The organism is Ensifer sp. NM-2 (assembly GCF_003024455.1).
Classification (GTDB): Bacteria; Pseudomonadota; Alphaproteobacteria; order Rhizobiales; family Rhizobiaceae; genus Ensifer; species Ensifer canadensis.
The window spans coordinates 335,771-348,285 of sequence record NZ_PVZR01000002.1 but is presented as its reverse complement, the minus strand read 5'-3'; the positions used below and the strand labels follow the sequence as shown (position 1 = coordinate 348,285).

Annotated in this window: 11 protein-coding genes; 9 read left to right on the top strand and 2 right to left on the bottom strand. The window is 60.2% G+C overall.

Features of this window, described 5'->3' with window-relative positions; genetic code table 11:
• Window positions 1-66: 66 nt before the first annotated feature.
• Window positions 67-993, bottom strand: a complete 927-nt coding sequence (locus C6558_RS06825) for an AraC family transcriptional regulator (RefSeq protein ID WP_107027040.1) — start codon at window positions 991-993, stop codon at window positions 67-69.
• A gap of 202 nt (window positions 994-1,195) precedes the next feature.
• On the opposite strand from C6558_RS06825, the gene C6558_RS06820 reads away from it, so the two are divergent.
• From C6558_RS06820 to C6558_RS06795, 6 genes are all read left to right on the top strand, one after another.
• Window positions 1,196-2,077 (top strand): carbohydrate ABC transporter permease, encoded by an 882-nt coding sequence (locus C6558_RS06820; protein WP_107027039.1) that lies wholly within the window; start codon window positions 1,196-1,198, stop codon window positions 2,075-2,077.
• Between the two features lie 6 nt (window positions 2,078-2,083).
• Window positions 2,084-2,968, top strand: a complete 885-nt coding sequence (locus tag C6558_RS06815) for a carbohydrate ABC transporter permease (protein WP_057221117.1) — start codon at window positions 2,084-2,086, stop codon at window positions 2,966-2,968.
• A 2-nt stretch (window positions 2,969-2,970) separates the two neighbouring features.
• Complete coding sequence (locus C6558_RS06810; RefSeq protein ID WP_107027038.1) at window positions 2,971-4,065, top strand: ABC transporter ATP-binding protein; 1,095 nt, start codon at window positions 2,971-2,973, stop codon at window positions 4,063-4,065.
• Between the two features lie 40 nt (window positions 4,066-4,105).
• Window positions 4,106-5,371, top strand: a complete 1,266-nt coding sequence (locus C6558_RS06805) for an ABC transporter substrate-binding protein (RefSeq protein ID WP_025430396.1) — start codon at window positions 4,106-4,108, stop codon at window positions 5,369-5,371.
• 69 nt (window positions 5,372-5,440) lie between these two features.
• Window positions 5,441-7,006 carry a glycoside hydrolase family 28 protein gene (locus C6558_RS06800; RefSeq protein ID WP_107027037.1) on the top strand — a complete coding sequence of 522 codons (1,566 nt, stop codon included), beginning with the start codon at window positions 5,441-5,443 and terminating at the stop codon, window positions 7,004-7,006.
• Complete coding sequence (locus tag C6558_RS06795; protein ID WP_107027036.1) at window positions 7,003-8,103, top strand: glycoside hydrolase family 105 protein; 1,101 nt, start codon at window positions 7,003-7,005, stop codon at window positions 8,101-8,103. The genes C6558_RS06800 and C6558_RS06795 overlap by 4 nt, the downstream gene beginning before the upstream one ends.
• A gap of 10 nt (window positions 8,104-8,113) precedes the next feature.
• Here C6558_RS06795 and C6558_RS06790 read toward each other — a convergent pair whose 3' ends face one another.
• Window positions 8,114-9,130, bottom strand: a complete 1,017-nt coding sequence (locus C6558_RS06790) for a LacI family DNA-binding transcriptional regulator (protein WP_107027035.1) — start codon at window positions 9,128-9,130, stop codon at window positions 8,114-8,116.
• A gap of 137 nt (window positions 9,131-9,267) precedes the next feature.
• Between C6558_RS06790 and C6558_RS06785 the strand changes: the two genes are divergently transcribed.
• The 3 genes from C6558_RS06785 to C6558_RS06775 are packed head-to-tail and all read left to right on the top strand — an operon-like array spanning window position 9,268 to window position 12,506.
• Window positions 9,268-10,302, top strand: coding sequence for a Gfo/Idh/MocA family protein (locus C6558_RS06785; protein WP_107027034.1), 1,035 nt, complete (start codon window positions 9,268-9,270; stop codon window positions 10,300-10,302).
• A gap of 9 nt (window positions 10,303-10,311) precedes the next feature.
• Window positions 10,312-11,214, top strand: coding sequence for a sugar phosphate isomerase/epimerase (locus tag C6558_RS06780; RefSeq protein WP_025430391.1), 903 nt, complete (start codon window positions 10,312-10,314; stop codon window positions 11,212-11,214).
• 59 nt (window positions 11,215-11,273) lie between these two features.
• On the top strand, window positions 11,274-12,506 hold the full coding sequence (locus C6558_RS06775; RefSeq protein WP_057207060.1) for a sugar ABC transporter substrate-binding protein: 1,233 nt from the start codon (window positions 11,274-11,276) through the stop codon (window positions 12,504-12,506).
• Window positions 12,507-12,515 lie beyond the last annotated feature (9 nt).

Below are 12,515 nucleotides of genomic sequence, written 5' to 3'. Positions count from 1 at the left end.
AACTAGGTTGGCTCCGATGGATCTAAGGGGTCCTGGCCCGCTAGCTTCATAATATCGATCGGCCGTTTATCGCTTCTCGATCGTGCGGGCGGTTGCAAGGCGGATTTCCTGCTCCGGTTCGTCGAGTTGCATCAAGTCGCCATGGCGGCTCTGATGAACCTTGTTCAGGTGGTCGCGGGGGCTGAGCCCAAGTGTGCGCTTGAACATGCGCGAGAAATAATAGGGGTCTGCATAGCCGACCTCCGCAGCCGCAGCCGCAACCGAAAGACCTCCTTCCAGAAAATGCATCGCGCGCTCCATTCGCTTGAGCTCCTGGTATTTGCGTGGTGTGCGACCGACGCGCTTCTGGAATTCGCGCAGAAAATAATCGTAGTTGTAGGGTGCAGCATCGACCGCCCTCACGGCGATGTCGTTTTCGAGCGGGTTGGCCGAGATCATCGTTGCTGCCTTCATCACCGCAAGGTCAATCGCATCCGCGCCCTCCGGCTGGTAGGTCGCGTGGTCGCGCCACCCGAGAAACGCATCCTCGATGAAGGCGATGAGAAGGACCATGAAAAGATGGTGCTGGCCGAGCGATACCGAGGAAGGGGGCGCGCTCTGACGATAGTGACGGGCAATCGGTTCCAGAAACGGCCAGCGGCTCAGATGCAGTTTGGGCCTTAGTTGCATCTGCTCGATGAGATTGTGACGACCATAGATGTCGAGCGTAAAGTGCTGCGCCACGCCGATATAGGTTTCGCGCCCTTCATTCCAGCCGATGAAGTGTTGGCCGCCGCTGATCAGCATGGCGTCGCCCCGCTCCATCACACGTGGTTCGCCGTCGATCAGATAATGACCGCGGCCCTCAAGGCAGATGACGAGATCGTCGACCGGATTGGATTTGTCGATCCGCCAGGTTTGCGAATGCTCCATGCGGATCGCCGCGCGCGTCAAGTTGAGAGTCAACGCCGCGGCGGGAATCGCCGATAGAATACCACCTTCGATTTCGTCCATCTTTTTCCTTCCCTTTGTGAATTCATTCTGATCTGAAAATAGCCCAATGTCACCGAATAAACCGTGTCTTCTGGGGAGGAGATCGGTTCGTGGTATAGAAACGTGGCATTCCGCCCATTCTTCCTGCACCGAATTGGGAGCCAGATTTGTACAAAATTGCATCTATGCAGGCTGCGCTCAAGGGCTGCCCGGGAGGGATGTCATGAAGATGCAGCGCCTTATGGGGCTGGGCTATCTCGCCCCATATATCATTGGTCTTCTGGTCTTCACGGCGATCCCTTTCATCGGGTCGCTGTACCTGAGCTTTACCAGCTATGACCTTATGAGCGAACCTCGGTGGACAGGGATTGCCAATTACGAACGGCTCTTCACACGCGATCGCACCTTCACGAAGTCGCTGAACGTCACACTGCTCTATGTGTTCCTGACGGTACCGTTGAAGCTTGCCTTCGCGCTCTTCATCGCCGCGATCCTAAACTACAAGCTGATGTTCATCGGTCTCTTCCGAACCGCCTTCTACGTTCCCTCCATCCTCGGCGGCTCGATCGCCATTGCCGTTTTGTGGCGCTACATCTTCGCCACGGAGGGACTTGCCAACATGGCGCTGACGACGGTCGGTTTTTCTCCGGTTGACTGGTTTGGTGATCCGACGAACGCGCTGTTCACGATTACGCTATTGCGATGCTGGCAGTTCGGATCAGCCATGGTGATTTTCCTCGCCGCCCTGCAGTCGATAGACAAGTCGCTTTACGAGGCGGCAGCCATCGACGGCGCGGGCAAGGTGCGCACCTTCTTCTTCATCACGTTGCCACTGCTGACCCCCGTCATTTTCTTCAACCTCATCATGCAGATGGTTCAAGCCTTCCAGGAGTTCAACGGACCTTACATCATCACGCAGGGTGGTCCGCTGAAGGCGACGTATCTGCTGCCGCTCTACATCTACGACGAGGCCTTCAAGAAGTTCAACATGGGCTATGCCTCGGCCATAGCATGGGTGCTCTTCACCATCGTCACCGTCCTGACCCTCGTTGCCTTCTGGTCATCGAAGAAATGGGTCTTTTACGCAGGCGACAAGAGGAGCTGACCGCAAATGACCGATCTTGCAACCTTCAACGATCTCCAGGCCGCCCGCAGGGCAAGGCTCCGTCTCGTCTCGACGGCAGTCCGCTATGTCCTGCTCTTTGCAGTCGGCTTCGTCATGCTCTATCCGCTCATCTGGCTGGTTGGCGCGAGCTTCAAGACAAATTCCGAAATCTTCGCAGGTGCAGGCTTCCTGCCGGAGAACCCGACTGCCGAAGGTTACATCAAGGGTTGGCAGACATCGACACCCTATACGTTCGGCCGGTTCTTCTGGAATTCCTTCCTGATCATCCTGCCAAAGGTGATCGGGACGGCCATCTCCTGCACCTTGGCGGCCTATGCGTTCGCCCGGTTCGATTTCCCGTTCAAGAAGATCCTCTTCGGCTCGGTCATCGCAATCCTGCTGTTGCCCAATGTCGTTACCCGCATTCCTCAATATCTCCTGTTCCGTGATCTTGGCTGGCTCGACAGTTTTCTGCCGCTCTGGGTGCCGTCGGCACTCGCTGGCGACGCCTTCTTCGTTTTCATGTTGGTGCAATTCCTGCGCTCATTGCCAACAGACATGGAGGAGGCGGCACGGGTGGATGGTGCCAACAGCATCCAGACGCTGATCTATATCGTGGTCCCGATGCTCGCCCCGGCACTGATTTCGGTGTGCCTGTTCCAGTTCATGTGGACCATGAACGATTTCCTCGGGCCGCTGATCTATCTGTCCTCGGTGGACAAGTATCCGGTCAGCCTCGCCCTAAAGCTTTCGATCGACACGACAGAAGCTTTCGAATGGAACCGCATCCTCGCGATGTCGGTGCTCACGATCGCCCCCGCGCTGATCGTGTTCTTTGCAGCGCAACGTTACTTCATTGAAGGGATCTCCTCCGGGGGGATCAAGGGCTGAACATGGCTAAGGTTCAACTGAAAAATCTCGAAAAGGTCTATGGCAACGCCTTCAAGGCGGTCCATGGCATCAATCTCGACATCCACGACGGCGAGTTCATGGTTTTCGTCGGTCCGTCGGGCTGCGCCAAATCGACGACGCTGCGCATGGTGGCTGGACTTGAGGAGATTTCCGGCGGGGAAGTCCTCATTGGGGATCGGCGCGTCAACGATCTGCCGCCGGGCAAGCGCTCAATTGCCATGGTCTTCCAGAACTACGCCCTCTACCCTCATATGAAGGTTCGCGGCAACCTGGCCTTCGGGCTCAAGATCGCCGGCAAGCCGAAGGCGGAGATCGAGGCCGCGATCAAGCAAGTGGCCGAGATTCTTGAGATCGAGCCGCTTCTCGACCGCCTTCCCAAGCAGCTTTCAGGCGGTCAGGCCCAGCGCGTGGCTCTCGGTCGCGCGCTCATCAAGAAGCCGGGCGTCTTCCTGTTCGATGAGCCCCTATCCAATCTCGACGCCAAGTTGCGAGCCTCGATGCGCGTCCGCATAACCGACCTGCATCGCCAGCTCAAAGCGGAGGGCTTGTCGTCGACGGTCATCTACGTGACGCATGATCAGACCGAGGCCATGACGATGGGGGATCGCATATGCGTTATGCAGGCGGGTCACATCATGCAGGTGGCCACGCCCAAGGAACTCTACGATCGCCCGGCGAACCTGTTCGTTGCCGGCTTCATTGGCAGTCCGGAAATGAACCTTGTCGACGCCCGGCTCGACGGATCGTCCTTTTCGATCGGCAGCCAGACCTTGCCGCTCGGACCACACCTTGAAGGCCGGCTTTCGGCCCGCCCGACAGAAGCCGTGATCGGCACCCGACCACAGCATCTATCGCTGGCGGCGGACGGGCCGGCGCTCACCGCGAAGCTCACTAATGCTGAGTTCATGGGGCACGAGGTCTATCTCCACGCTGATCTCGAGGGTCGCAAGGTGGTGAGCGTCGTCGGCGCAGCCGAGTTCGAGGCACTGGGAGGGTCGGAGATCATCCGCCTTCGTCCCGATCCGGAACGATTGCACATTTTCGACAAGACTGACGGTCGCAACGTGTCGCTTTGAGGAGGCGGCGTTGGGCCATACACCAAGAAGGAGGAGAACCATGAAGACTGCGAAAACCTTGCTTGCATTGACCGGCGTCGCCTATGGCGCGCTCACGTTCGGTGCCACCGCTGGCGCCGCCGAACTGCGCATGGCGTGGTGGGGCGGTGATAGTCGTCACGTAGCCACTCAAAAGGCGACAGCTGCCTGCGGCCAGAAATACGGCCACACGGTCAAGGGCGAGTTCACCGGCTTCGACGGCTACCTCGAAAAACTGACGACGCAAATGGCCGGCAGGACCGAAGCTGATATCGTTCAGGTCAACTGGCCGTGGCTGCCGCTGTTTTCCAAGAATGGCGAGGGGTTCGCCGACCTTCGCACGCTGAAGGCAATCGACCTGTCCAACTGGACGGAAGGCGATCTCGCGGCCGGTTCGATGAATGGGGTCCTGCAGGGGCTATCCGTCTCGACGACGGGTCGTGTCTTCTTCTTCAACGCGACGACCTTCGAAAAGGCAGGCGTCGAAATTCCGAAGACCTGGGACGAGTTCTTCGCCGCAACCGCGACCATCAAGGACAAGCTCGGCAAGGACCACTACACCTTCAACGCGGTGAAGGAGACTGCCCAATTGCTGGTGACCCTTGCCGTCGTGCAGAAGACTGGCAAGGATCTCGTCGATCAGACGAGCAACCGCGTAGCATGGACGCCAGAGGAACTCGCCGAAGGCATCTCCTTCCTCGGCAAGCTGGTGGAAACCGGCGCGATCCGCTCGCAGAAGGAGGAGGCCGCCGACGGCAACGTCAATCTGTTTGAAAAGCCCTCCTGGGCCGAAGGCAAGGTCGCCGGCTCGTACGAATGGGATTCAACTTACTCCAAGTATGCCGACCCGTTGAAGGATGGTCAGGTTCTCAAGCCTGTACCAATGCTGAAGCTTTCGGATGCGGTTACCGAAGGCGTCTATCGCAAGCCTTCCATGGTGTTTTCGATCTCCAAGAACTCCAAGAACCAGGATGCGGCGGCGCAGATCGTCAACTGCCTCCTGAACGAGCCGGAAGGCATCGATGCTCTAGGCACCTCGCGCGGTCTTCCCGCGTCGAAAGCGGCCGCCGCCAGGTTGGGCGACAAGGGCGAACCCGAGGTTCGCGCCGCCAATGCGATCGTCATGGCCGCCACGGGGCCGATGGTTTCGCCCTTCAATGAACACCCGGAAATTCGTGCCGCTTTCATCGATACGCTTGAGGAGTACGCCTATGGCCAGATCAGCGCAGAAGATGGCGCCAAACAGATCATCGACACGGTGAACGACGTTCTGGCCGAGTTCGACTGACCATTGATACTGCCCGCCGCGGATGCCGCGGCGGGTCCTCTCTTGGCGGCACGCAACACGAGGCACGACATGACCCGACCTTCCATCATCGCGCGCTCGGCGCGAACGGCGGCGCTATGCCTGCCGCAGCCCGGAGCCCTCTACCGTTTGAAATCGAGGACGGTCTGGCGGCTTTCATCCCCGGATGAGACCGGCGTCCTGCAACACGGAGAAGCCCAAACGGTCGTCACCCTTCTGCACGGGCTTCGCCCGGCAACCCGTTATCTTTTCGAGGCGGAGGGATTTCAGCCGCTGTCGTTTCAGACTGCGCCCTGCGCAGGTGTCGTGGAAGCAACCGATTTCGGACTCGTCGCCGATATTGCGCCTGACGATATTGAAGGCGCGCGCAGCAATGCTGCGGCCCTTTGCGAAGCGGTCGCAGCCGTTCCAACCGGAGGCACGCTCCATCTCGGTCCGGGCCTGTGGACGTCCTTTCCACTTAGGCTCAAAAGTCAAATGACCTTGCATCTCGCTGAAGGGGCGACGCTCCAAGCGCCGTCGTTGCGCGCGGGCTGGCCTGTTCTCCCTTCCCACGATCACAACGGTAGGATGCTTGGAAGTTGGGAAGGTCTGCCGGCCGCCTGCTTTAATGCCCCGGTAAACGCGGTGCAGGCGGATAACCTGGTGATCGAGGGCAGGGGCGTCTTCGACGGATCTGGCGACAGGGGCGATTGGTGGAGTTGGCCGAAAGAGACGCGTGATGGTGCGCGTCGCCCGCGTGGCCTGCATCTTATCAACTGCCGTGATGTGACACTGCTCGGTTTTACGATCCGCAATGCACCGTCCTGGACGATCCATCCGCAAGGCTGCGCTCGGCTGACCGCTGCCGGACTAACCATCGTTGCCCCAGCTGACAGCCCGAACACCGATGGGTTCAACCCTGAGAGCTGTCGTGAGGTCGTGATTGCGGGCGTGCGCTTTTCAGTCGGCGACGATTGCATTGCCGTCAAGGCAGGAAAACGCGGCCCGAACGGCGAGGCTGATCACCTTGCCGAAACGCGCGGCGTCCGTGTCAGTCACTGCCTGATGGAGCGTGGCCACGGCGGCCTGGTAATTGGCTCGGAGATGTCTGGCGGCGTCGATGACGTCTCCGTCGAGGATTGCGAGATGATCGGCACCGATCGCGGCCTGCGGCTGAAGACCCGTCGCGGTCGCGGCGGGTCGATCACCAATATCGCAATGCGCCGCGTACTGCTCGATGGCGTCGAAACGGCGCTGTCGGCCAACGCTCACTATCATTGCGACGCCGATGGCCACGATGACTGGGTGCAGTCCCGTGAGCCGGCGGTCGTCAATTCTGGAACGCCGCTCATCGATGGCGTCACCATAGAAGACGTCGAGATCCGCGGGCTCGCCCATGCGGCAGGCGCGTTTCTCGGACTGCCCGAAGCCCCGATCCGCAACGTCCGTATCCGCCGCCTTAAAATCACCTCGAGCAATCCCGCGGCCGTCGCAACGCCACCCATCATGGCCGATCGCGTGCGAGCCATGCGCCATGAGACGATTGTCAGCGAGCGGGCAGAGGTCGATTGCGACGATCCCTCCTTGTTGAGCGCTGCCCCCGTGTCCCTTCCTTTCGATGAGATGCTCTCGTGAACCCGACAGAATATTTCGACGAATTCGCCAAGCGTTATAACCACTATAAGGGCGGTAGCTGGTGCTACGAGGATGGATGCGTCTATCGCGGCCTCAGTCTTCTTTTTGATGCGACAGGCGAAACGCGCTGGAAGGCGCATCTTCATCGTCTCGCCGATCAGCAGATCGCGGCCGATGGCGCACTTTCGGGCTACGACCCCCAGGAATACAATATCGATAATATCCTGGCCGGGCGCGCCTTGTTCCCGTTGGCTGAAGGTGCCGATGATGTGCGCTACCGGTTGGCCGCCGATCGGCTGGCCGGGCAGCTGGAGACGCACCCCCGCATTCCCGCCGGCAATTACTGGCACAAGAAGCGCTATCCGCACCAGGTCTGGTTGGACGGGCTGTATATGGGACTGCCCTTCCAGATCGAATATGCGACGATGACCGGCCGCAAGGACCTGATCGCCGATGCGCTGCAGCAGTTTTCAACGGCTTTGGCACTCACGGCGACTACACGCGGCCTCTATGTTCATGGCTATGATGACAGCCGCCAGCAGCGCTGGGCTGACCCTGTGACAGGCAAGTCTCCCGCTGTCTGGGGCCGGGCCGTGGGCTGGCTGGCAATGGCAGTGGTCGATGCTCTGGCGACACTTCCTGTTGACCAGGCGACCGCGTCGTTGCGCCAGCGCGCCCGCTTGCTGCTAAAGGAGATCATGGCCCGTCAGGCAGCCTCGTCCGGCCTCTGGTATCAAGTGCTCGACGCGCCGGATCTGAAGGGCAACTACCTCGAAAGCTCTGCCTCGGTCATGTTTGCCTATTCGCTCTTGCGCGCCGCTCGTCTTGGTCTAGTCGAAGCGGACACTGCTGCGGGAGCGGCTGCGGCCGGGCAGCGCGCCCTTGACGCGCTGTTGAATACCCGGCTCGTTGCCGATGCCAAAGGGACCACCCGCTTCACGACCATTGTCCATGTCGCCGGTCTTGGAGGTTTCGAGGGCAGCTATCGCGACGGTTCACCGAGCTACTATCTCACCGAACCCATCGTTTCGGATGACGCCAAAGGTGTGGGGCCCTTGATGATGGCATATGCGGAAAGCCTGATGGCCGCTTCGTGAAGCCGCTTGATCAGTCGCTTTCACCAGGAACGAGATCCATGGGCCACAGGCATCGCGCGGATCGCTCGCGGTAGATCTCGGCAAAGGCCGGCATCGTCGCGAGCAGGGATTCGGCAAGTGCAATGCCAAGGTCGCGTAGCGACAGGCTGAACGATGTCAGTCGTGGCGACAGAAACTGCGAATGCGGGCTTTGACGCCCGATGATCGCCAGGTCGCGCCCGGGTTTTATTCCGGCTTCGACCAGTCCGCGATAAAGCCCGACGGTAATGGCCTCGTTGATGAGGACGATTGCCGTCGGACGTGTCTCAAGCGCACTCAGTTCCCGGGCGATCTGGTAACCCCCGGCCTCGTTGGGCGTCGAGCGGAAGACGTGACGCGCGTCGAGATTAAGGCCGTGCCGGGCGAGGGTGGCGCGGCATTGTTCCTCGAACACATAGCCCAAGTTCATGTCGTCGTGCGGCCGGGTGACGGCGATATGCTTGTGCCCGCGCGCAACCAGCCGGTCGATGGATGCCTCGGCCATGCCTTCGAAATCGAGGTCCAGCCAGGGCTGGCCGACATCGGTCAGACTTCGTCCGAGCGTGATGAAGGGGATCTTGCGCTTTGCCAGCAGTTCGAAGCGGGCATCGTGGCGCCGGGTGGCCGACAGGATGATGCCGTCGGCAAAGCCGCGGGCGACGACGCGTTTCAGATAGTCGTTCGGGTCCTCTTGCGAGGAGCAGAGCAAGGCGACCAGATCGAGCTTGTGACGAGCAAAGACGGTCTGCACACCGTCGAAGACGCTCATGAAGAAGGTGTCGCCCTGGCCGGTGATTTCGGACCCCGTCTGCATCATGAAGCCGATGACGCCGGTCGTCCCCTTCCTCAGCGCACGGCCCGATTGGTTGGCGACATAGCCGAGGGATTCCGCTGCTTCGAGGACTCTTTTTCGCGTCTCTTCGTTGACGTCGGGTTTGCCGTTCAGCGCGCGGGAGACCGTGCCGATCGAGATATCGAGGTGTTCGGCAAGTTGGCGAATCCCCTTCATTTTTCCGCGTTCCTCCCCAGACCCGCGACTGGCCATTTTCACACCTCTTGACACAAAAACCCTTTGCCGCATAGTATCGTAAACGTTTACGGAAGCCAATTGAGGAGTTGCGGCTTTCGTTTCCAGGAGGAAATCACGTGAGACACAGGGCCGTTTTGTGCGGGTGCGGAGCTATGGCCAAAGGTTGGCTGAAGGCTCTGACGGAGAGCGACTATCTGAGGGAGAAGGTGGAGGTCGTGGGCCTCGTCGATCTCGATCAGGCGACGGCGCAAGCGCTCGCTGCCGAGTTCAAGCTTCACGACATCATCATCGGTACAGACCTGCCGGCAGTCCTTCGCCAGAGCAGGGCCGATCTGCTGTTTGACGTTGTCGTTCCAGCCGCGCGGCGCGCGGTCGTGGCAGCCGGTCTGGCTCATGGTTGCCACGTGCTCAGCGAAAAACCGATGGCCGCCACGCTCGATGAGGCGCGCGAACTGCGCCGGCTCGCAGCTGACGCTTCACGAGTGCATGCAATCGTCCAGAACCGCCGCTTCATCGACGGTGTTCGCCGGATCCGCCGCCTCATCCAATCCGGCAGCCTCGGTGAACTGACGGCGTTGCATTGCGATTTCTTCCTCGGTCCACACTTCGGCGGCTTCCGCGAACAGATGGACAACGTCCTGCTGCTCGACATGGCCATCCACACCTTCGACGCAGCGCGCTTCATGTCAGGCAAGGATCCCCTTGCCGTCTATTGCCACGAATACAATCCGCAAGGCTCCTGGTACCGCCACGGCGCGGCAGCCAATGCGATCTTCGAATTCTCCGACAATGTCGCCTTCACCTATCGCGGATCCTGGTGTGCGCAAGGCGCCAATACCAGCTGGGAAAGTGCGTGGCGGATAACCGGCTCAAAGGGAACGCTCATCTGGGATGGCGGCGAACGCTTCGAAGCCAATGTCGTCAGCGGTCATGAAGGTTTCCTGCGGGCGGTCGAGCCAATCCCGGTTCCCGAGGCTGAAGACCGTGCCGACACGCACGGCCATGCGAGTGTCATCGAGCGTTTCATCGGCGCGATCGACACGGGAACCGTGCCTGAAACGGACGGTAGCGACAACATCAAGAGCCTTGCCATGGTCTTCGGCGCGATCGACAGCGCCCGTGATGGCAAACGCGTCACCATTGCAGCCTAGGAGCTCATCTTGACGAACCCTGCAAAATCCATTCGCATCGGCACCATGATCTCGGCCACCAAGGGCGGTGCCGACAAACGCATCGACCAGATCGCCGAAATGGGCTTCGAAAGCTTCGAACCCTTCTTCTGGCAGACGACCAATGGTCAGGACCTTGCCGAGCTCGGCAAACGTTGCGTGGAGGCGATCGGCGGCCGCGACATCACCATCTCGACGCTCGGCATGTTCGGAAACCCGCTTGAGACCACCGCGATCGACGAACAGACATTGCAGGGTTGGCGAGACTGCATCGACAATGCCCATCATTTCGGCGCTACTTGCGTTGCCGGCTTCACCGGCCGCATCCGCGGCAAGCCGTTGACCGACAGTCTGCCGCGCTACAGGGAAATCTGGTCCGAACTGTCAAAGCGCGCGGCCGACAAGGGTGTGAAGATTGCCTTCGAGAATTGCGCCATGGACGGCAACTGGCAGACCGGTGACTGGAACATCGCCCATAATCCGGATGCCTGGGAACTGATCTTCAACGAGACGCCGGACGACCACATCGGGATCGAGTGGGAGCCCTGCCATCAGATGGTCTATCTGATCGATCCACTGCCGCAGATCCGCAAATGGGCGACAAAGATCTTCCACGTGCACGGCAAGGACGCGACCATCCGCTGGGACGTCATCCGCGAACACGGCATCTTCGGCAAGGAGAAATTCGTCTTCATGCGCACGCCGGGCTTCGGCGACACCAATTGGACCGACGTGATTTCCGAGCTACGGCTGGCCGGCTGGTCCGGCTCGATCGACATCGAGGGCTGGCACGATCCGGTCTACCGCGACGCATTGGAGATGACCGGCCAGGTCCATGGCCTGAACTATCTCAAGGCTTGCCGGGGCGGCGACTTCGTCGCCGATCCGGTCTGAGGTGTGCATATCGGCCGGCATGGAGGATGCCGGCTGCGGGATAACCAAAGGAGGAGAAAATGGCTATCCGCGGATCCGCAATCCTGGGCGTTCTCGCCCTTGCAGGTGTCTCTTTGTTCGGGCTCTCGGCCAAAGCCGAAGACGTCACGATCAACGTCTGGTCGCTTGATCGCGACATCCAGCCGGCACCGAACCTGATATCGGACTTCAACAAGTTGAACGCCGGCATCAAGGTCGAATATCGCCAGATCCAGTTCGATGATGTCGTCAGCGAGGCGATGCGAGCCTATTCGACCGGCCAGGCGCCGGACATCATCGCCATCGATAATCCCGAGCATGCGCTGTTTTCGTCGCGCGGCGCCTTCCTTGATCTCACCGACATGATCGCCAAGTCGACGGTGGTGAAGACGTCGAACTATTTCCCCGGGCCGCTCGCTTCCACCATGTGGGACGGCAAGAACTACGGCCTGCCGAAGGCCACCAACACGATTGCGCTCTACTACAACAAGGACATGTTCAAGGCGAAAGGCCTTGATCCGGACAAGCCGCCCCAGACCTGGGACGAATTGGTCGATGCGGCGCGCAAGCTGACGGATCCTGCAGCCAACGTCTATGGTCTCGCCTTCTCGGCCAAGGCAAACGAGGAAGGGACATTCCAGTTCCTGCCCTGGGCGCAGATGGCTGGCGGCAGCTACGAGCACATCAACTCGGACGGCGCGGTCAAGGCGCTCGAGGTCTGGAAGACGATCATCACCGAGAAACTGGCCTCGCCGGATACGTTGACGCGCGGCCAATGGGATTCGACCGGCACCTTCAATTCAGGCAACGCCGCCATGGCGATCTCCGGGCCATGGGAGCTCGACCGCATGGTGAGCGAAGCGAAGTTCGATTGGGGCGTGGCACTGCTACCGGTCCCTGAAGTCGGTGCGGAGCGCTCTTCGGCCATGGGCGACTTCAACTGGGCGATCTTCTCCAATACGCAGCATCCGGCCGAAGCCTTCAAGGTGCTCGAATATTTCGTCTCCCAGGACAACCGCATGTTCAAGGACTTCGGGCAGCTGCCGGCCCGCTCCGACATCGCCATTCCTGAAACCGGCGTGCCGCTCAAGGACGCCGCCCTGAAAGTGTTCAACGAGCAGCTCAAATTCGCAAAGCCGCGCGGTCCGCACCCGGAATGGCCGAAGATTTCCAAGGCGATCCAGGATGCGATCCAGGCCGCCCTGACCGGGCAGATGGCGCCGAAGGAAGCGCTCGATCAGGCGGCCGAAAAGATAAAGGCGGTCCTTGGCTAGAGCATTTCC